This window comes from Paenibacillus doosanensis, from assembly GCF_025060755.1.
In the GTDB taxonomy this organism is placed as follows: domain Bacteria; phylum Bacillota; class Bacilli; order Paenibacillales; family NBRC-103111; genus Paenibacillus_S; species Paenibacillus_S doosanensis.
In genome coordinates this window covers 77,519-98,733 of sequence record NZ_JANYUY010000006.1, presented here as the reverse complement: position 1 = coordinate 98,733, position 21,215 = coordinate 77,519, and the positions used below count along the sequence as shown (strand labels likewise).

The window sequence follows — 21,215 nt, the reverse complement described above, 5'->3', positions numbered from 1 at the left end:
GGGGTTACGAACTTCAAGGAGGAAGAAACATGATTATCAACCACAATATTGCGGCGCTCAACACACACCGCCAATTGTCCATCAACACAGCTAACACGAACAAAAACATCGAGAAATTGTCTTCCGGTCTTCGCATCAACCGCGCTGGCGACGATGCTGCAGGTCTGGCAATCTCCGAAAAAATGCGCGGCCAAATCCGCGGTTTGGACCAAGCTAGCCGCAACGCTCAAGACGGCATCTCTTTGATCCAAACAGCTGAGGGCGCATTGAACGAAACTCACAGCATCTTGCAACGTATGCGCGAATTGGCTACTCAATCCGCGAACGGAACGAACACGGATACTGACCGTAACGCACTGCAAGACGAAATGAACCAATTGACTTCTGAAATCAACCGTATCGGCAATACGACTGAGTTCAATACTCAAAAGTTGTTGAACGGCGGTATTGGTTCTGCTGACGGTGCTAAGATTTCTAAAGCTACTAGTGCTAAGCTTACTTCAGACACAGCTGTTACTGCTCCATCTATTGCAGGAGGAAAAATTACAGTTGACGGCACAACTTTTGATCTAACTGGTGTAGATCTAAGTGATGGTGCAACAACCCCAGCTTTTAATGGAGCTAATGCTGTAGCAAACTTAGGAAATGTAACAGCTGGTGGAGTTAAGCTTTCTGATTTGGTTGATATAACTGAGTCAGGTGGGATTTTTACATTTACTGCAAAGTCTTCTGGAGCAACTAGCAATATAGAATTTGATTCGGCTGGTGCTACTGCTCTTGGAATCACAGGAACAAATCCCAAATCGAATACAGGGTTGCCAACAACTGTCGAACGACATGGTATTGAAGGCGGAACAGCATTAGGTGATGGTGGTACTTCTAACACTATTACCGCAAACTCTACTTTTAAAGTAACTGTAGGTAGCGAAAGTGCAGTAACTGTTACTTTAAAAGAAGGAAAAACGTATGACACTGCAAACGCTGATACCAATGTTGCAAAAGCAGCCGCACAAGATTTGATTAAAGATTTGAATGCTGCATTACAAGAAGCAGGGCTTTCAGATAAAGTAACTGCTTCACTTTCTGCAGATAATAAAGTTCAGTTTATTTCAGAAACCGGCAAGGATATTAAACTTGAAGAAGGAACTGGAGCAGTATTGAACGCTATTGGCGTTGATGCTGCTAATGATACGGTTGGAAATATCGAACAAGTCGTGGGACCTGGTGCACAAGGTTCTGGCTTCTCCACTAAATTCCAAATCGGTGCGAACTCTGGTCAATCGATGTCCTTGACAATCGGCGACATGCGTTCCGCAGCTCTTGGAATCACCGGTAATGCTGGTCAAGCTGGCTTTACTAAAGAAAATACGGTTACTAATGGCACTAACGATGTAAAAGCTGAAGCAGCTCTTGACATTTCCACTAAAGAAGGCGCTTCTGCTGCAATCAAAGTGCTTGATAGCGCAATTAATAAAGTATCCAGCGAGCGTTCCAAACTGGGTGCTGTTCAAAACCGTTTGGAGCATACGATCAACAACTTGGGAACTTCCTCCGAGAACTTGACGGCTGCTGAATCCCGTATCCGTGACGTTGATATGGCGAAAGAAATGATGGAGCAAACGAAAAACAATATCTTGGCTCAAGCTGCACAAGCTATGTTGGCGCAAGCGAACCAACAACCGCAAGGCGTTCTTCAATTGCTTCGTTAATCTTAACGGTTTACAAGAAGATCCTAGATTCCCTAGGATCTTTTTGTTTTCTTTAGAAGAAAACTAGATTAATTCTTATTTTTCACATTCCCCCTAAACTAAACCTCTCTTCCTTCCGATACTAATAGTAATAGATGCCAAGTGGAGGTCGGTATGATGGACATTTCGCTCAAGAATTCGGCAGGAGGAACGACGCCTCAATCCTATCCTGCATTCCCTAGCACGGCTAAGACCGCGGGTGACCGCGGCGAGATCAAGATGGTAGAGGCTACGGAAACATCGGCGGCGGCATTGGATAAAGAAGCGGCCAAGCAAGAATTGATGAAATCCGTCGATGCATTGAACAAGCTGATGCAGCCGAATAATACGCACTTAAGCTTCGTTCTTCATGAGAAATTGCATGAATACTACGTGCAAATTGTCGACAATAAGACGGAGGAAGTCGTAAAGGAAATTCCGTCCAAAAAGATTCTCGACATGGTTGCTGAGATGAAAAGCAAAATCGGATTACTAATCGATGAGAAAAGGTAGGTGGATTGAATGGCTAGTACGACAAGTTCAACCTCCATTCGCATGAGCGGATTGGTCTCCGGTCTGGATACGGATTCTATCGTCAAAAACTTGATGAAGGCGGAGAGTGCTCCGTTAAATAAATTGTTGCAAAAGAAACAAACCGAAGAATGGCAGCGCGACCAGTATAGAGAGATGAACGCTCTTTTATTAGATTTAAGAAGCGCTACGTCGAATATGAAGCTGCAAGGAACGTTTCAGAAAAAAGTAATGGCATCTAATGATGAATCTGTCGCTACGGCCAAACAGAAAGGATTTCCTTCCGCCTCTACTTATAATGTAAATGTAACGAAACTTCCGAAGGCGGCAGAGGCGGCATCCGTTAAATTCACTACCAAACTCGCAGATGGATCTGAGAAAATGGGAAAAGACTTCACTATTACTCTCAGCTCGGTTGACCCCAATGCATCAAGTGACCCGGATGATTCCGAAGATGGCGATACTACTTCTACTGTTGGACAACCGGTAGCAATTAAAATAAGTGCAGAAGATACGATTGCTGATGTCATAGCAAGAATTAACGCTGTTTCTGCACAGACTGGAATCAAAGCAAATTATCTTGAGGACGATAAATCAATTACTTTGACCAATAATGCAGCTGCTGGTAATTCGGCAATATACGTTGGCACAAGTGATCCTGACACTGCAAGTAAGCTTGGTATTATTAAGGGAAATACGGTTGATGGTTGGGATGAGGACTCAAATGTTTTTTCCAAGGCAGGAAAAGCTGCTGAACCAGGCAGTGTCAAAATCAACGGCATTACCTACAATGTCGCCAGCTCAACCTTTACTTTTGACGGAATTGAGTTTAACCTCAAAAAAGAGGGACTCGCAAAGATTAATGTGAAGCAAGACGAGGACGCCATTTTTAACGCTATTAAAACGTATGTAGACAAGTACAATGACGTCATAGATAAGCTAAACAGCAAAATCAGCGAAACCAAGTATAGAGATTATCAGCCTCTCCTGGATGAAGAGAAACAAGCGATGACCGACAAGCAGGTCGAGCAGTGGGAAGATAAGGCCAAGAGCGGCCTGCTGCGGCAGGACCCGATCCTCTCGGGGCTGCTCTCGCAAATGCGGACGGCGCTAAGCTCCGATGTCGCGGGGACCGGTGACGACAAGCACAATAACTTGAGCGAAATCGGAATTACGACGGGCTCCTATTATGAGAACGGGAAGCTGTATATCGACGAAACGAAGCTGCGTCAGGCGATATCCGAGAACGGTACGGCCGTGATGGATTTGTTTACAAAAACGAGCACGTCCACGGACTCCGCAACTAAATATAGCGAAAGCGGACTGGCGCAGCGTCTATACGATCAGATTAATAATGCCATGACCAAGATCACGGATAAAGCGGGGAGCGCCGCTGCGTTAACGGATAATAGCGTATTGGGTAAGGACTTGACGAGTATTGCCAAACAAATTTCAGACTGGCAAGCTCGGCTGCAGGACATCGAGGACCGTTATTGGAAGAAGTTTACCGCGATGGAGACGGCAATGAGCAAGGCAAATTCCCAAAGCAGTTGGCTGACGCAACAGTTAGGATAAACGAGCTAAGAAATATAAGGGGCGATCAATCATGATTACAGCTGCTCAGAAATATCAAAACAATCAAGTGACTACGGCGACTCCTGGAGAATTGACTCTCATGCTCTACAACGGGGCAATCAAGTTTATTAAGCAGGCCAGGTCGTCTCTGGCGGAGAAACAATGGGAGAAGGCGAACCAGTCGAGTCTGCGCGTACAGGATATTATTAGCGAGCTTATGATTACGTTAGACCGCTCTTACCCCATCTCGGAGCAGTTAATGCTAATGTACGATTATATGAACCGCCGGATGATAGAAGCTAATATCCAAAAGGACGAATCGATTCTGGATGAGATGGAAGGGCTGTTCGTACAGTTCCGGGACACTTGGAAGGAAGCTATTCTTTTATCCAAACAAAAAGCGTAGAAGGAGAGGAGACTTTTGACCGCAACTTTTGCCTCTCCGGATACATTGTTGAATGAATTGCTGGAATGCACTTTGCAGCTGCAGAAACGATTGTTGGAGGATGCCGAACCGGAGGAATGGAACGATCTTCTGGAGCATCGCCAGAGTGTCATAGAGCGTCTTGACGAGCTGCTTGGAGCGGGAATCGCCTTTTCGGAGGAACAGAAGATTCGCTACCTTCAACCGGCGGCTGAGGCCGACAGGAACATTTTGTCTATGATGACCCGTAAGAAAATGAAGCTGGGGGCCGACATGGCCAATCTGCAGAAGAGCAAGACGGTACATGATCAGTATGGCGGATACGGCAGCTCGCCTTCTGCGTATGGTGCATTTTTTGATAAACGCAAATGAGTAAGGCGTAAGTTTCGTCAAAAAGAAATGAAAAATCCCTCTTGTGAATAAAACGAGAGGGATTTTTGTAGTTTTGCACAAAACATGTGGACAATGTGCATAACTTTGTGGATAAGTCGGTGGAAAATGTCGAAAAACCGCGCAGCCATGCGGTTTTTCTTTGTGCATACATTATTAACGGGATGTTAATACTCGAATTTTCAAAATATTTTGCTAACATGCGTGGATATAATTGACATCCGAGAGGGAGGGGTGATATATTCGAATTGTGAGTACGCTCTCACAGTTATTTGATAATGAAGGGAATGTTTTACATGCAAGGTAAAGTGAAATGGTTTAACGCAGAAAAAGGATACGGTTTCATTGAGCGTGAAGACGGCGGAGACGTATTTGTGCACTTCTCGGCCATTCAAACCGAAGGATTCAAAACGCTGGAAGAAGGCCAAGCGGTTGAATTCGATATCGTGGAAGGCGCACGCGGTCCACAAGCGGCTAACGTTATCAAGCTATAATCATCCGGTCCCAAGCGGCCTTGCATAGATGGTTATCGATTACAATTAGCAGCGACGGCACCTTGGAGAGATCCAAGGTGTTTTTTTGTATTCAGAAGTTCCTGGCAGCCATGAAGGATTAATGGAAAACGAAGCGGCTGGACAAGAGTGCCAACAGCGGGCAGCCCGCGAGTGCCGTGGCATTTGTCACAACTTCACTAAATTGTTAGAAAATTTTGAAAAATTGTCGAGAAACATGAAGGATTTTTGAAGGTCGATGTGGAATATAGTATACTAGGTATATGAAAGGAGGAGAAGTACAATGAAATTCAACATTCGCGGAGAACGCATCGAGGTTACCGAGGCATTAAAAGTATATGTTGAGAAAAAGCTGAGCAAGCTGGAAAGGTACTTTGAAGCTCCCCCTACAACCGAAGCTTACGTCACTTTAAATGTGGTGAAAGGCTTGCAATCCGTCGAGGTGACGATCCCGCTGACCGGCGTCATGCTGAGAGCGGAGGAAAAAAGCAACGATATGTACGCATCCATCGACCTTGTGATCGATAAACTGGAGCGGCAAATCCGCAAACATAAAACAAGGGTGAACCGCAAGATCCGTCAAGAAGGCGGAGTCAAGGATATGTTCAGAATGGACACGCCGGTGCTGGCCGAGGACGAGGACGATTATGAACTCGTGAGAACCAAGCAGTTTACGCTGAAGCCGATGGATATCGACGAAGCGATCCTTCAAATGAATATGGTTGGCCACAGTTTCTTTGTATTCGCGAACTCCAATACGGAACAGGTCAATGTAGTATATAAACGCAATGACGGTAAATACGGCTTGATCGAGCCGGCCAGATAATGGACGAATATCCGGGAGCTTGCCTGAAAAGGCAGGCTCTCTTCACGTATAAAGGAAAACATATGGCGTCATGATAATAATTGGACGCCCCCGCGGTTCTTGCGACTCGTGCCGCAAACTGCTACAATTTAAGGCAAACCGTTCTTAAAAAAGGGAGATGGGCCCATGTTAGGACTCGTTAAGAAAATATTTGGCGATTCAAACGAGCGTGAAGTGAAACGGCTGTGGAAAACGGTCGATGCGATTAATCAGCTGGAACCGTCTATCGAGGTCTTGTCCGATGAGGAATTGAAGAACAAGACGGTCGAATTCCGTCAACGTTTGGAAAACGGAGAAGATCTGGACGATCTGCTTCCAGAGGCGTTCGCCGTCGTGCGTGAGGCATCCAAGCGGGTGCTTGGCAAACGCCATTATGATGTACAGCTGATCGGGGGCATGGTGCTTCACGAAGGCCGTATCGCGGAGATGAGAACCGGGGAAGGGAAAACCCTGGTCGGCACCTTGCCGGTCTATCTGAACGCGCTGCTCGGCAAAGGCGTGCATGTAGTCACGGTCAATGATTATTTGGCTCAGCGGGACAGTGCGGAGATGGGCAGGATCTACGAATTTCTCGGCATGACCGTCGGCGTGAACCTGAATTCTCTGGAGCATGGACAGAAGCAGCATGCTTACGCGTGCGACGTTACCTACGGAACGAACAATGAGTTCGGCTTCGACTATTTGCGCGACAACATGGTCGTCTACAAAGAGCAGATGGTACAGCGGCCGCTGTATTTCGCCGTCATTGACGAGGTGGACTCGATCCTGGTGGATGAGGCCAGAACGCCGCTGATCATTTCCGGACAAGCCGCCAAGTCGACCGACCTGTATTATATGGCCGACCGCTTCGTCAGCAGATTGAAGGAAGAGGAAGATTATACGGTCGATGTGAAAATGCGTTCCGTCGCCTTGACGGAAGATGGGGTTGCGAAGGCGGAACAAACATTCGGCATCGAAAACTTGTTCGACCATGCGAATGTAACGTTAAACCATCATGTGACCCAGGCATTGAAAGCCCATGTCATTATGAAACGCGACGTGGATTATGTCGTTCAGGATAATGAAATCATTATCGTCGACGAATTTACCGGCCGTTTGATGACGGGCCGCCGCTATAGCGAAGGGCTGCACCAGGCGATCGAGGCCAAAGAGCGTCTTGAGGTGCAGAACGAGTCGATGACGCTGGCGACCATTACGTTCCAGAACTATTTCCGGATGTACCGCAAGCTGTCGGGGATGACCGGTACGGCCAAAACCGAGGAAGAAGAATTCAAGAAAATTTACGGACTGGAAGTAATCGTCGTACCGACGAACCGCCCGATGATTCGCCAGGACTTGCCGGATGTCGTGTACAAATCGGTGAACAGCAAATTCCGTGCGGTTGTGGAAGAAATCGTCAAGCGCCATCAGGAGAAACAGCCGGTGCTGGTCGGTACCGTATCGATCGAGAACTCGGAGCGGCTCTCCGAGATGCTGAAGAAGAAAGGCGTCCAGCATAAGGTGCTGAATGCGAAATACCATGCGGAGGAAGCGGAGATCGTATCCCGTGCCGGTCAGGCGGGCTCCGTTACGATTGCCACCAACATGGCGGGACGCGGTACCGATATTATGCTCGGCGAAGGAGTTGCAGAGACCGGCGGGCTGCATATTATAGGTACGGAGCGGCATGAAAGCCGCCGGATCGATAACCAGCTGCGCGGCCGTGCGGGACGTCAAGGCGACCCGGGTTCTTCCCAATTCTATCTGTCGATGGAAGATGAGCTGATGCGCCGTTTCGGTGCGGAGAATATCATGGGTATGATGGATCGTCTCGGTTTCGAGGAAGATCAGCCGATCGAGAGCAAGCTGATCACCCGTGCCGTCGAATCCGCCCAGAAGCGGGTAGAAGGCAATAACTTCGACGTGCGGAAGGTCGTCCTTCAATATGACGACGTTATGAACCAGCAGCGTGAAATTATTTACAAGCAGCGCCGCGAGGTGCTGGAGTCCGATAATATCCGCGACATTACGCTCGGCATGATTATGCCTGTTGTCGAACGGATCGTCGAAGCACACTGCCCGGCCGATCTGGTTCCGGAAGAATGGGATTTGCAGGCGATCGTCGACTATGCCAACTCCACCTTCCTGCATGAGGGACAGATTACGGCGGAAGAGCTGTGGGGCAAGGAGAAGGAAGAGATCGCCCAATACATCAAGGATGCCGTACAGCGCATTTATGAAGAGCGCGAGAAAACGATCGGCGAAGAATTCATGCGCGAGTTCGAAAAGGTTGTCGTGCTGCGTGCGGTAGACTCCAAGTGGATGGACCATATCGATGCGATGGATCAGCTGCGCCAAGGGATTCACTTGCGTGCCTACGGCGGGACGGACCCTCTGCGCGAATACCAGTTTGAAGGCTTTGAGATGTTCCAGGAGATGATTCAGAGCATCCAGGAGGAAGTGGCTACGTACATTATGAAAGCCCACGTAGAAACGAATCTCGAGCGTCAGCCGGTGATCGAAGCGGATGCTGTCATTACGGACGGCGAGCCTGCGCCGAAGAAGCCGGTCGTGAACGATGAAGACCGGGTCGGACGCAACGACTTGTGCCCATGCGGCAGCGGCAAGAAGTATAAGCAATGTCATGGCGTTCAATAAGAACGGCATTGGAATAAAAGGATGAGCAGAGAAAGGGACGCCGGAATGATCCGGCCCCTTTTTTTGAACAATGAACTAATCTTGCAACGGGAAAATGAGGAGCGTGCTATCGGTGATGTTGGATCCAGAAGTGAAACAGGATTTACGAGAAACGGCCAAGAGATTGGCTGAGCTTAGGGGGTCTCTTTGACTTAGATCTGAAGCTCGAGCAAATCGCCAACTATGAGGAGAAAATGGCGGCTCCCGATTTTTGGGACGATAATGAGCAGGCTCAGAAATTGATCGGAGAGATGAATGCGATCAAAGGCAGTGTCGATGAGTTCCAGGCGCTTTCTTCCGAGTACGAAGATTTGGAAGTTATGGTGGAGCTGATGCAGGAGGATGAGGACGACAGCATGGCGGCCGACATCAAGCAGGGGATTTCGGCGCTGGTTGCCAAGCTGGAGAGCTTCGAGCTGCAGCTGCTGCTCAGTCAGCCTTACGACAAGCTGAACGCGATCCTGGAGCTTCACCCGGGAGCGGGCGGCACCGAATCCCAGGATTGGGCGGAGATGCTGCTGCGCATGTACCGCCGCTGGGCCGAGAAGCGTGACTTCAAAGTCGAGGTGCTCGATTACCTGCCGGGCGATGAAGCGGGCGTGAAGAGCGTTACGCTGCTGATTAAGGGGTACAATGCTTACGGCTATTTGAAGGCGGAGAAGGGCGTTCACCGGCTCGTACGGATCTCTCCGTTCGATGCCTCCGGAAGACGGCATACATCCTTTGTTTCCTGCGATGTGATGCCGGAGATCGACGACGATGTCGAAGTGGAAATCCGTACGGAGGATTTGAAGGTCGACACGTACCGTTCCAGCGGCGCGGGCGGCCAGCATATTAACACGACGGACTCCGCGGTGCGGATCACCCATATTCCTACGGGAGTCGTCGTAAGCTGCCAGACGGAGCGCTCCCAGATCAAAAACCGCGAGCGGGCGATGAAGATGCTCCGGTCGAAGCTGTATGAGAAGAAGATCGAGGAACAGATGAAGCAGCTGGCCGAAATCCGCGGCGAAGTATCCGATATCGCTTGGGGCAGCCAGATCCGCTCATATGTATTCCATCCTTACAGCATGGTCAAGGATCACCGGACATCGGCCGAGACGGGCAACGTCGGCGCGGTCATGGACGGCGACTTGGATATGTTCATCGACGCATACCTGAGACTGCAGATCAAATCGGACGCGGCGGAGTAAATTCCGGCCTCGTTCTGATAAATACCAACCATCAAGCAAATCCTACACATCATACCAAGTCATCACCAAAGCGGCCGACGGGAGGCGATAAGCTGACCGCAGCCTGCCGCATACGTGGATGGGCGGTAGCGACGGGTAGGATTTTTTTGTGCGGTTACGGAAGCATTGGCGAGAATGCACTGCACTTGGAACGGAGGGAATCATCATGCGCAGCAAAAAGAAAAAGCCGAGATCTCCTGCGGTCCGCAAGCTCGGGCCGGGTCATCGGGCGATGGAATATATACTTCTGGCTGCAGGGTCGCTGCTTATCGCCCTCAGCTTCAATATGTTTTTGAATCCGAATCAGGTCGCTTCCGGCGGCGTGTCGGGGATCAGTATTATTGTTCGGGAATTGTTCGCCATCGAGCCGGCGCTCACTCAGTGGGCGCTCAATATTCCTTTATTTTTGCTGGGAACCTGGTTTCTCGGCAAACAGTTCGGGCTCAAGACGGCCATCGGCTCGGTGCTGCTGCCGCTGCTGGTACTGCTGACCCGCAATCTTCCGCCGATGACAGATAATTTGCTGCTGGCCAGCATTTATGGAGGCATCTTGATCGGCGTCGGGCTCGGGCTCGTATTTAAAGGCAAGGGCTCGACCGGCGGGCTCGATTTGGCGGCACAGATGATCCACAAGCTGACGGGACTGAGCCTCGGATTATGCGTAGCGATGCTGGACGGCCTGGTCATTTTGACGGCGGGCATCGTGCTGTCTCCGGAAAAAGCGCTGTATGCGCTAATCGGCCTGTTCGTCACCAGCAAGACGATTAACGTCGTGCAGCTCGGGCTCAGCTATTCGAAGGTAGCCTTCATCATTTCGGCGCAGACGGAGCCGATCCGCGAGGCGATTCTGCATGAGCTGGACCGGGGATTGACGCAGCTGAACGCGACCGGAGGGTATACGGGGGAGAACCGGACGGTGCTGATGGTCGTTGTCGGCCAGAGCGAGGTGAGCCGGCTCAAGGCGCTGGTCAAATCGATCGACCCCGGCGCTTTCGTCATCTTGAGCGATACGAACGAGGTGCTCGGGGAAGGATTCAAAATTCATGGAGCGATATAGCAAGAAAGGCATTGAAATATCGCTTGGAATTAGGTACCATTTGGTTCGTATGATGTCAAGTAAGGAAGTCGTTTTCCGGTTGGCGGCTATTAGACCGGGCTCCGGCCCGGAAGAGCTCGGGAACGGAGGCTCGAACCTGTTTTTATTCAGCCTGAGCCGCATTTCGAAGCGGGGCGGGAGACAGGGCCCGAGCCGCGCCGCAGCGGCGGACAAGCCGGATAGATAAAGAAAATATGCATTGAATTATTATACTATAGAATGTATAATAATACATAGTTTTTCATGTGGAGGGAACGGATATGTCTAATAAGCTAAGAGCGGCAATTATCGGTGCAACGGGATACGGCGGAGTGGAGTTGATCAGGCTGCTGCTGGCGCATCCGAATGTGGAAATTTCCCAGGTGATTTCTTCATCCAGCGCGGGCACGCCGATTGCGGACGGCTATCCCCATTTGAATGAAATTATGGTCGGCACGCTGGACGGCATCGATGTCGAGCAGATGAAACAGAAATCGGACGTCGTGTTTCTCGCCACGCCTCACGGCGTAGCGGCGGCGCTTGCGCCGAAGCTGGTGGACGCGGGGCTGAAGGTCATCGACATTTCCGGCGATTTCCGTCTGAAGTCCGGTGAAGTATACGAGAAGTGGTATAAGCATAAACCGGCCGATCCGGCTTATGTTGAGAAAGCGGTGTACGGCTTGTCCGAGGTGTTCGGAGAAGAAGTCCGCGGGGCGGAATTCATCTCCAATCCGGGCTGCTTCCCTACGGCGACGCTGCTCGGATTGATTCCGCTGGTGAATAAAGGCTGGGCGGATTTGTCTTCGATTATTATCGACGCGAAGACCGGCGTATCGGGAGCGGGAAGGGGCCTTAGCCTGACCCATCATTATTCCGAAATCAACGAGAATTTCCTGGCTTATAAAGTAAACAAACATCAGCATACGCCGGAGATCGAGCAGGCGCTCGGACGCATTGCCGGAGAAGACGTCGTCGTTACGTTTACCACGCATTTGGCTCCGATGACGCGCGGGATTTTGTCCACGATCTATGTTAAGCTGAATGGGACGCATACTGAGGACGAAGTGATCGAAATGTACCGTCAATATTATGAGGGCCGCCGCTTCGTAAGGATTCGCGCTCAAGGCAAATGGCCGGCGACGAAAGAAGTATGGGGTTCCAACTACTGCGACATTGGGTTCTCGCTCGACGAGCGCACAGGCCGATTGACGATCGTTTCGGTGATCGACAATGTGGTCAAAGGGGCGGCCGGTCAGGCCATCCAAAACTTGAATTTGATGATGGGCTGGGAGGAAACGACCGGTTTGGCGATTTTCACGCCGGTATATCCGTAAAGAAGCCATGGGTGAGGAGAAGATGAAGGTGAAGGATCAATTTACAGTCGTGCCGGAGGGCTCGATTACGACGCCGCAGGGGTTTCGCGCGGGAGGCTTGCACTGCGGTCTGAAGAAAACGAATCGCTTCGATCTGGGCGTGATCGTCTGCGAGGTTCCGGCGAACGCGGCGGGCGTCTACACGCTGAATGCATTCCAAGCGGCGCCGCTGCGCGTGACGCAGGACAGCATCGCCGTCGACGGCAAGCTGCAGGCGATGCTCGTGAACAGCGGCAACGCCAACGCGTGCACGGGCCAGCAGGGCGAGGACGACGCGCGTTCGATGCGCGCGGCCGCAGCCAAGGCCTTCGGCGTAGCGGAGCACCACGTCGGCGTCACGTCGACGGGCGTGATCGGCGAGCTGCTGCCGATGCCCAAAGTATTGGGCGGCATCGAGAAGCTGCCGGCCGAGGTTAAGGCCGATGGCGGCGAAGACTTCTGCCAGGCGATCCTGACGACGGACCTCGTGCAGAAGATGACCTGCGTCCGTCTGTCGGTAGGCGGCAAGACGGTCCATATCGCCGGCGCGGCCAAAGGCTCCGGCATGATCCACCCGAACATGGCGACGATGCTCGGCTTCATGACGACGGATGCCAACATCGACAGCGCTCAGCTGCAGAAGCTGCTCGGCGGAGTTACGGACTCCACCTTCAATATGATTACGGTTGACGGCGATACGAGCACGAACGACATGGTCGTCGTGATGGCGAGCGGTCTGGCCGGCAACGATAGCCTGACGCCAGCTCACGAGGATTGGGCCGCGTTCGAAGCGGGCTTCCGGTTCGTCGGCGAATACTTGGCCAAGGCGATTGCCCGCGACGGCGAAGGCGCGACGAAGCTGATCGAGGTCAACGTAGCGGGAGCGCAGTCGCAAGAGGCGGCCCGCGCGATTGCCAAGACGGTCGTCGGCTCGAGCCTGGTGAAATCGGCATGCTTCGGAGCCGATGCGAACTGGGGCCGGATCATCGCGGCCGTGGGCCGCGCAGGCCAGCCCGTAAACACGGAAACGGTCGATGTTCGCATGGGCGATATCTCCGTATTGGAGCAGTCCCGCCCGGTCCGGTTCGACGAAGAACGCGCCGCCGAGTATTTGAAGGGCGAGCTCGTGCAAATTCACGTCAACCTGCATATGGGCAGCGAAACGGCTACGGCTTGGGGCTGCGACCTCACCTATGATTATGTACGCATTAACGCCGCTTACCGGACATAAACAACGCGCTTTCTCGCGCATAAACCGGCTGACGAATGGCCGAATAAAAAGTAAGGGGAACGAAGCATGAGTGCGATGTGTTTTGTGATGAAATGCGGCGGCAGCACGCTGGCGGCTTTGCCGGATTCATTTTTCAAAGATATGAAGCTGCTCCAGGATGAAGCGATTATTCCGGTCATTGTTCACGGCGGCGGGCCCGCCATCTCGTCCACGCTGGAGAAGCTCGGAATCGAGACGGAATTCGTGAACGGTCTGCGCCGGACGAACGAGGCGGTATTGGATGTCGTGGAGATGGTGCTGTCGGGCCAGATCAACAAGGAGATCGTCCGCAAAATTCAGCTGTCCGGCGCGCGCGCGATGGGGCTGTCCGGCGTGGACGGCCATTTGATTCAGGCCGAACCGGTAGCCAATAGCAACGAAGTCGGGCTGGTCGGAGATGTGACGCATGTTAACGCCGAGCTGATCCAGGGCATCGTGAAAATGGGCTATATGCCCGTTATTGCGCCGGTCGGCCTCGGGGCGGACGGAGGACAGCGATACAACATCAACGCGGATACGGCGGCAGGCGCGGTAGCGTCGCATTTGGGCGTCGAACGGATGATCGTCGTTACCGACGTTCCGGGCATCATGAACGGCGAGAAGCAGGTGCTGCCGTCCGTTACCGTGAAGCAAATCGATGAGATGATCGCGAGCGGGGAAATTTACGGAGGCATGATTCCTAAAGTACGCGCGGCGGTGCAGTGCATCCAGGGGAAAGTTCGCGAAGTGATTATCGTTAACGGCTCGGAGCCCGAGGTGCTGAGCAAGGTGATCAAGGGCGCCGCGATCGGAACGCGAATCGTAAAATAGACCGGTAACCATTGCCGCAGGGCAACCATTTTAACCAAAGGAGTGATTCAGCATGGGAGAAGGAGCTCAATCGTTATTTCCGAATTACGGGCGGTACCCGCTAGCATTTGTGAAGGGGGAAGGCAGCCGTCTGTGGGACGAGAACGGAAAGGAATACTTGGACCTGATGTGCGGTCTGGCCGTAACGAACCTCGGTCATGCGCCCAAGCAGGTGAAGGAGCGCCTGAAGGATCAGGTGGACCAGCTGTGGCATACGAGCAACCTGTTTCATATTCCGAATCAGGAAAAGCTCGCCAAGCTGCTGACCGATAACAGCTGCGGCGACGCCGTTTTCTTCTGCAACAGCGGTGCGGAGGCGAACGAAGCGGCAATCAAGCTGGCCCGCCGTTATTTCAGTAAAGTGCTGGGCAAGCCGGAGCAGTACGAAATCATCACCTTCCATCTGTCCTTCCATGGACGTACGCTGGCTACGCTGACAGCGACCGGACAGGATAAAGTGAAGGAAGGCTTCTCGCCGCTGCCTGAAGGCTTCGTATACGCTCCGTATAACGACGCGGAGGCGCTCGAGAAGACGATCGGACCGAAAACCTGCGCGATCATGCTGGAGATGGTGCAAGGGGAAGGCGGCGTAAACCGCGCGGAGCCTGCATTCGTCAAGAAAGTGGCGGAGCTGTGCGAGCAGCATGGACTGCTGCTGATTATCGACGAAATTCAAACCGGTGTCGGCCGTACGGGCAAAATGTTCGCTTACGAGCATTACGGCGTGGAGCCGGACATTTTTACCTTGGCGAAGGGGCTTGGAAGCGGCATGCCGATCGGCGCCATGGTAGGCAAGGAGAAGCTGCGCACGGCGTTCTCAGCCGGAAGCCACGGCTCCACCTTCGGAGGCAACTACTTGTCTACCGCTGCCGGGATCGCAACGATGGAAACGATGCTGGCGGAGAAGCTGCCTGAGCGCGCCGCCGAGCTCGGCGATTATATCGTAAGCACGCTGTCGGAGAAGCTGAAGGACAACCCGCTGGTGAAGGAAGTGCGCGGACTCGGCATGCTGATCGGCATTGAATGCGCGCAGCCGGTGGCCGACCTGATTGCGGCGATCCAGGATCAAGCGGTGCTCGTCGTATCCGCCGGCCCGAATGTCATTCGCCTGGCGCCGAGCCTCTTGATCTCCAAGGAAGATTTGGACCGCGGTCTGGACGTGGTCTGCACGGTGCTGAGCAAACAAGCGGCTGCCGCCGTTTAGGCGGCATCAATCAGCCGGAGAGGCGCGCCGCATGACCATAGGCGGGCGCAGTAACCGCGGCGATCCAAGCGAACCAAACCAGACCGGACCGGACGATAACCGGTTCAACATAAGCATAAGCATCGATTTCGAGGAAGGAGCGAGTACATTGGCAGGAACTAAGCAGCCTGTGTCTATCGATTTGAGAGGTCGGGATTTTCTGGCCATCGCCGATTACACACCGGAAGAGCTTCAATATTTGATCGATTTGGCCATTGAGCTGAAAAGAAAGCAAAAGGCGGGAGAAGTATACCAGCCGCTGAAAGGCAAAACGCTCGGTATGATTTTTGAAAAGGCGTCGACCCGTACGCGCGTATCGTTCGAAGTCGGAATGTACCAATTGGGCGGTCATGCGCTATTTTTGAGCAAAAACGATTTGCAAATCGGACGCGGGGAACCGATCTGGGATACGGCGCAGGTGATGTCGCGTTATTTGGACGGCATTATGATCCGTACTTATGAGCACCGCAAAGTGATCGACCTGGCTAGAGGCGCCACCGTGCCTGTGATCAACGGACTGACGGACCGCTCTCATCCGTGCCAGGCTTTGGCCGACTACCAGACGATTCTGGAGCATAAGGGCCGTCTGCGCGGCTTGAAGGTAGCTTACATCGGGGACGGCAACAATATGGTGCATTCGCTCATGATGGCCGCTGCGAAGCTCGGTGTCGATTTTGCTTCCGCTTCGCCGGTAGGCTACGAGCCCGACAAGGGGATCGTCGAGTCGACCAAGGAAGTGGCCGGACAGAACGGCGCCAAGCTGTACGTAGGCAATGATCCGAAGGAAGCGATCGCCGACGCCGATGTCGTCTACACGGACGTATGGGCGAGCATGGGCTTCGAGGCCGAGCAGAAGGAACGCGAGATTGCGTTCAAAAACTTCCAGGTCAATGAAGAGCTGACGCGCTATGCGAAAAAAGACTATCTGTTCATGCACTGCCTGCCGGCGCACCGCGGCGAAGAAGTAAGCGAAGGCGTCATCGACGGCGAGCATTCCATCATCTTCGATCAGGCGGAAAACCGTCTGCACGCGCAAAAAGCCATTATGGCAGCAACTATGTAAATTCGATTTGGATAAAGGAGACCGGGGAAACATGGCAAAGCAAAAAATCGTACTGGCCTATTCGGGCGGTTTGGATACATCGATCATTTTGAAATGGTTAAAAGAAACGTATGACGCGGAAATTATCGCGTTCACGGCCGATATCGGGCAAAAGGAAGAGCTGGACGGTCTTGAAGCGAAAGCTCTCGCTACCGGCGCATCCAAAATCTATATCGACGATCTGCGCGACGAGTTCGCCAAAGACTTCATCTTCCCGATGTTCCAAGCGGGAGCTTTGTACGAAGGCCAGTATTTGCTGGGCACGAGCATCGCCCGTCCGCTGATCGCCCAGCGTATGGTCGAGATCGCCCGCAAAGAGGGCGCTACAGCTATCGCACATGGCGCTACAGGCAAAGGAAACGACCAAGTGCGCTTTGAGCTGACGGTAGCGGCGCTCGCTCCTGAGCTTGACGTGATTGCGCCTTGGCGTCTGGATGAGTTCCGCGACACGTTCCCGGGACGCGCGGAAATGATCGCCTATGCCGAGAAGCACGGCATTCCGGTAACCGCTTCGGCGGCGAAGCCTTATTCCACGGACCGCAACCTGCTGCACATCAGCTTCGAGAGCGGCATGCTGGAAGATCCTTGGTTCGATCCGAGCGCGACGTCGAACAAAGATATGTTCGTGCTCAGCGTAGACCCTGAGGACGCTCCGGATCAAGCGGAATACGTGGAATTGAACTTTGAAAAAGGGAACTGCGTCGGCTTGAACGGCGACCTGATGAACCCGCTGCAGGTCATGGAGCGTCTGAACGAGCTCGGCGGCAAGCACGGCATCGGCCGCGTCGACATGGTAGAGAACCGCTTCGTCGGCATGAAGAGCCGCGGCGTGTACGAGACTCCGGGCGGAACGATCCTGTTCACGGCGCACCGCAAGATGGAGTCGCTGACGATGGACCGCGAGGTTATGAGTCTTCGCGATTCCCTGATCTCCCGTTACGCTACGCTCGTATACAACGGCTTCTGGTTCGCTCCGGAGCGTCTGGCTCTGCAAGCGCTCGTGGACGAAAGCCAGAAAAACGTAACCGGCACCGTGCGCTTGAAGCTGTACAAAGGCAATGTGATCGGCGCCGGCGTACAAAGCCCTGTGAGCTTGTACAACCCGGATATCGCCACGATGGAAGCCGATCCGACGCAAGCGTACAACCAAGGCGACGCCACCGGATTTATCCGTTTGAATGCGCTGCGTTTGAAAGTATCCTCCGGCGTTCAGCAAAACGCCAAAAAATAATACGTTCCGAAAGGCGGCTTACATAAGCGGTCTGACGGCGGAGCGGGCTTCTCTACGGACGGTTGACTCCACAGGGAAGCCCTGCATCGCGTTTACAGCCAAGAGAGGTTTAGAAAGGGGCAATCGCCGTGTCAAAGCTTTGGGGTGGACGATTTACGAAAAAAACGGATCAGCTGGTGGAAGAATATACGGCTTCCATTCTGTTCGATAAAGAGCTGGCCGAAGAAGATATTCAAGGCAGTCTTGCGCATGTCACGATGCTCGGCAAATGCGGGATTTTGCCGCTGGACGATGTGGAGAAAATCAAGGACGGCCTGCTTCATGTGCAGGGGATGATCCGCCGCGGCGAACTGGAGTTCTCCGTGAGCGACGAAGATATTCATATGAATATCGAGAAAGCGCTGATCGACGAGGTAGGCCCTGTCGGCGGCAAGCTGCATACCGGACGCAGCCGCAACGACCAGGTGGCGACGGATATGCATCTGTATTTGCGCAAGCGGGTCGTTGAGTTCGTCGGCTTGCTGAACAAGCTGCAGGAAGCGCTGATCGGGCAAGCGAAGCAAAATTTGGAGACGATCGTGCCGGGCTATACGCATTTGCAGCGCGCGCAGCCGATTTTGTTCGCCCATCATTTGATGGCTTACGTATCGATGTTCCAGCGCGATATCGAGCGGCTGCAGGATAGCTACAAGCGGATCAACGTGCTGCCTCTCGGAGCGGGAGCTTTGGCGGGGACGACGTTCCCGATCGACCGTCATTTCGTCGCCGGGCAGCTCGGGTTCGACGGCGTGTACGAGAATTCGCTCGATGCGGTCAGCGACCGCGACTTTATTATCGAGTTTCTGTCCAACGCGTCGATGATCATGATGCACTTGTCGCGGCTCAGCGAGGAGTTTATTCTATGGTCCAGCACCGAGTTTCATTTTATTGAGCTCGACGATGCATTCTGTACGGGCAGCAGCATTATGCCGCAGAAGAAAAATCCGGACGTGCCGGAGCTGGTTCGCGGTAAAACGGGCCGCGTCTACGGCAATCTGGTCGGTCTCTTGACCGTGCTCAAGTCGCTGCCGCTTGCCTACAACAAGGACATGCAGGAAGATAAGGAAGGCATGTTCGATACCGTGCGCACGCTGCAGGGCGCGCTTCAGCTGTACGCCCCGATGGTCAGCACGATGAAGGTGAACAAGGAGCGTATGCGTCGGGCGGTCAATCAGGATTTCTCGAACGCTACGGATATCGCCGACTATTTGGTCAACAAAGGGCTGCCGTTCCGTCAAGCGCATGAGGTGATCGGCAAGACGGTACTGTACTGCATCCAGAACGGCAAATTCCTGCTGGATTTGACGCTGGACGAGTTCCATCAATTTTCCAAGCTGTTCGAGCAGGACATCTACAAGGTGCTGCAGCCGGAGCAAGTGGTAAACGCCCGCAACGTTTACGGCGGAACGGCAAGCAATCAGGTGAGCGAAGCGATTGCGCGCGCTGAGGTTGTGTTCAATAAAACAAACGAATGGTTTGAGCAGTATTACAGCAAGAGCCACTAAACCTTTAAAAGGACCCGTTTCCGCAAAAGCGTTGCTTTGACGGAAGCGGGTTTTTGTATTGGCAGCGCATGAATATAAAAAAAATTTTAGATTCGAAACAATAGGTGCTTAATTTGCGTCTAAACCTCTGTAATAAATTCCAATTTATGGAGGTAACGATGAAAAAGAAACGCTATCCTTTACATGTGTTTACGGCACTGCTTACCTTATTGTTTCTAGGCACTTTATTGCCTGGGGTAAAAGCGGAGGCATCCGACGTTCAAGTGAACAGCTTGAGTCAGGCATTAAACTTTGCAACCCGGTATGTGGAGACCAAGTATCCTTACACTAAGGGAGAAACGATCGTTGAAGATTATCGTGAAATCGACAGAAGCGATGGGAAGTCGTATAACGTTTTTTTCAAACGTGTCATTCAAGGAACGGAATTTCCGGACAATAACATATTTCTAAGCATTGATACTTCAGGTAAAATTATGATGGAACAGATCAATTGGGATCGGAAATTGCAGCTCCCGTCATCAGGAGCGAAGATTTCAGAGGAAGCGGCTAAAGATGCATTTTTGAAGCAAATACAACCCCTCATTAGCTACAGAACTTCTGGCCAAGCGAGTCGAGGGGAAGCAAAGCAGCGTTATCTAGAGTACTGGATCAACCAGGATAATCGTATTGATGCTGAAACCGGTCAATTGCTCGGAGAGAAATCCGCAACCGCAGGTGAACCAGCCGCCATGAAAAAAGCGGAACCGCTCGAAACTCAAGGCACTCTCAAGACACAAACCGCCTCTTCAGCGAAGCCGCTTATTACTAAAGACGATGCGCTTCAGCGCGCCCTGTTGATGGTTAAGCCTCCACGTGGAGCCGGAGCTCCCAATATCTATACAAATGATGGAGGTATAAACGACTTTTTAAACGGACCTTTTTGGAATGTATTCTGGTCGTATTCTTCAAAGACATTTGAAACCGGGTATTGTCCCGCCAGAGTACAGTTGCAGCAAAGCACAGGTTTGCTTGTTGATTACTACAACGACTGCCCTATTGAAGGCGGCAGAGAAGTGAGCGAGAAAGAAGCGAAGCAGAAAGCATCTGACTTTATCAATCAGTTTGCATCGGATTACACTCAGGGTCTGGTGTTAAGCGACGTCCGCCTGGAAGCAAGCACGATTTCTTCGTTAGGAGGGGCTAGTCATTATACTTTCTTTTTTTTAAAACATACTAATGGGGGGACGGAACGCGGATCAATTGTGGTAAGTATTGATAAAGCTTCAGGAGAAGTGGCTTATTATACTAACACTTTATCAGAGCCTATGAATGAAGATCTGCAGCTTGATGAGACGAAACTGAAAGCTATGCTGGTAAACAAATTTGACCTGAAGCTGAGCTACGAAGCCGTTAAAGGCTCGGGATCCGGAGCGGAGGAGGAAGCTGTTGCAGCCGGCGATGTAAAACCCGTTTCATTGAAGCTTGTGTACAGACCTGTAGCAAAGAAAAGTTATATCGACTATTTCTTGGATGCGAAGGATGGAGTGTGGAGAAACTCGGTCACGGCGGAAGCCGTATTGGAAGAACAGTTACAATCGGGAAAATGAAACGCTCCATCGAATTGACCGTTACTTGCAA

At 52.1% G+C, this 21,215-nt stretch carries 19 protein-coding genes; all 19 read left to right on the top strand.

All coding sequences use genetic code 11. The annotated features are described in order from the left end of the window. Positions 1 to 29: 29 nt before the first annotated feature. The 19 genes from N0M98_RS07290 (at position 30) to N0M98_RS07200 (ending at position 21,184) form a co-directional block, all read left to right on the top strand. Positions 30 to 1,709 carry a flagellin N-terminal helical domain-containing protein gene (locus tag N0M98_RS07290; protein ID WP_249860158.1) on the top strand — a complete coding sequence of 560 codons (1,680 nt, stop codon included), beginning with the start codon at positions 30 to 32 and terminating at the stop codon, positions 1,707 to 1,709. Positions 1,710 to 1,862: 153 nt separating this feature from the next. Beyond that, on the top strand, positions 1,863 to 2,240 hold the full coding sequence (gene flaG / locus N0M98_RS07285) for a flagellar protein FlaG (protein ID WP_249860157.1): 378 nt from the start codon (positions 1,863 to 1,865) through the stop codon (positions 2,238 to 2,240). Between the two features lie 9 nt (positions 2,241 to 2,249). Continuing rightward, positions 2,250 to 3,833: a flagellar filament capping protein FliD gene (fliD, locus tag N0M98_RS07280; protein ID WP_259617423.1), complete on the top strand. Its 1,584-nt coding sequence runs from the start codon at positions 2,250 to 2,252 to the stop codon at positions 3,831 to 3,833. A gap of 28 nt (positions 3,834 to 3,861) precedes the next feature. Beyond that, positions 3,862 to 4,239 carry a flagellar export chaperone FliS gene (gene fliS / locus N0M98_RS07275; protein WP_259617466.1) on the top strand — a complete coding sequence of 126 codons (378 nt, stop codon included), beginning with the start codon at positions 3,862 to 3,864 and terminating at the stop codon, positions 4,237 to 4,239. Positions 4,240 to 4,254: 15 nt separating this feature from the next. Next, positions 4,255 to 4,629 (top strand): flagellar protein FliT, encoded by a 375-nt coding sequence (gene fliT / locus N0M98_RS07270; RefSeq protein ID WP_259617422.1) that lies wholly within the window; start codon positions 4,255 to 4,257, stop codon positions 4,627 to 4,629. A 314-nt stretch (positions 4,630 to 4,943) separates the two neighbouring features. Continuing rightward, entirely contained in the window at positions 4,944 to 5,141 is a 198-nt protein-coding gene (locus N0M98_RS07265; RefSeq protein ID WP_239630459.1) for a cold shock domain-containing protein, read from the top strand. Positions 5,142 to 5,442: 301 nt separating this feature from the next. After that, on the top strand, positions 5,443 to 5,985 hold the full coding sequence (hpf, locus tag N0M98_RS07260; protein ID WP_259617421.1) for a ribosome hibernation-promoting factor, HPF/YfiA family: 543 nt from the start codon (positions 5,443 to 5,445) through the stop codon (positions 5,983 to 5,985). A 165-nt stretch (positions 5,986 to 6,150) separates the two neighbouring features. After that, on the top strand, positions 6,151 to 8,661 hold the full coding sequence (secA, locus tag N0M98_RS07255; protein WP_259617420.1) for a preprotein translocase subunit SecA: 2,511 nt from the start codon (positions 6,151 to 6,153) through the stop codon (positions 8,659 to 8,661). 115 nt (positions 8,662 to 8,776) lie between these two features. After that, positions 8,777 to 9,893 (top strand): peptide chain release factor 2 gene (gene prfB, locus N0M98_RS07250; RefSeq protein WP_249866350.1). Its coding sequence is split into 2 segments (ribosomal slippage): positions 8,777 to 8,848 and positions 8,850 to 9,893, totalling 1,116 coding nucleotides; the frame shifts between segments, so codons are not numbered across the junction. 205 nt (positions 9,894 to 10,098) lie between these two features. Then, entirely contained in the window at positions 10,099 to 10,989 is an 891-nt protein-coding gene (locus N0M98_RS07245; RefSeq protein ID WP_375295454.1) for a YitT family protein, read from the top strand. 79 nt (positions 10,990 to 11,068) lie between these two features. After that, positions 11,069 to 11,215 carry a hypothetical protein gene (locus N0M98_RS07240; RefSeq protein WP_259617419.1) on the top strand — a complete coding sequence of 49 codons (147 nt, stop codon included), beginning with the start codon at positions 11,069 to 11,071 and terminating at the stop codon, positions 11,213 to 11,215. A gap of 73 nt (positions 11,216 to 11,288) precedes the next feature. Continuing rightward, entirely contained in the window at positions 11,289 to 12,341 is a 1,053-nt protein-coding gene (argC, locus tag N0M98_RS07235) for an N-acetyl-gamma-glutamyl-phosphate reductase (protein WP_249860151.1), read from the top strand. Positions 12,342 to 12,363: 22 nt separating this feature from the next. Continuing rightward, positions 12,364 to 13,590, top strand: a complete 1,227-nt coding sequence (gene argJ / locus N0M98_RS07230) for a bifunctional glutamate N-acetyltransferase/amino-acid acetyltransferase ArgJ (protein ID WP_259617418.1) — start codon at positions 12,364 to 12,366, stop codon at positions 13,588 to 13,590. 66 nt (positions 13,591 to 13,656) lie between these two features. Beyond that, positions 13,657 to 14,439, top strand: a complete 783-nt coding sequence (gene argB, locus N0M98_RS07225; protein WP_259617417.1) for an acetylglutamate kinase — start codon at positions 13,657 to 13,659, stop codon at positions 14,437 to 14,439. 52 nt (positions 14,440 to 14,491) lie between these two features. Then, positions 14,492 to 15,682: an acetylornithine transaminase gene (argD, locus tag N0M98_RS07220; protein WP_259617416.1), complete on the top strand. Its 1,191-nt coding sequence runs from the start codon at positions 14,492 to 14,494 to the stop codon at positions 15,680 to 15,682. 148 nt (positions 15,683 to 15,830) lie between these two features. Beyond that, entirely contained in the window at positions 15,831 to 16,784 is a 954-nt protein-coding gene (argF, locus tag N0M98_RS07215) for an ornithine carbamoyltransferase (protein ID WP_259617464.1), read from the top strand. 31 nt (positions 16,785 to 16,815) lie between these two features. Then, positions 16,816 to 18,054 (top strand): argininosuccinate synthase, encoded by a 1,239-nt coding sequence (locus N0M98_RS07210; protein ID WP_259617415.1) that lies wholly within the window; start codon positions 16,816 to 16,818, stop codon positions 18,052 to 18,054. 128 nt (positions 18,055 to 18,182) lie between these two features. Next, on the top strand, positions 18,183 to 19,598 hold the full coding sequence (gene argH, locus N0M98_RS07205) for an argininosuccinate lyase (RefSeq protein WP_259617414.1): 1,416 nt from the start codon (positions 18,183 to 18,185) through the stop codon (positions 19,596 to 19,598). 158 nt (positions 19,599 to 19,756) lie between these two features. Next, positions 19,757 to 21,184 carry a hypothetical protein gene (locus N0M98_RS07200; protein ID WP_259617413.1) on the top strand — a complete coding sequence of 476 codons (1,428 nt, stop codon included), beginning with the start codon at positions 19,757 to 19,759 and terminating at the stop codon, positions 21,182 to 21,184. Positions 21,185 to 21,215 lie beyond the last annotated feature (31 nt).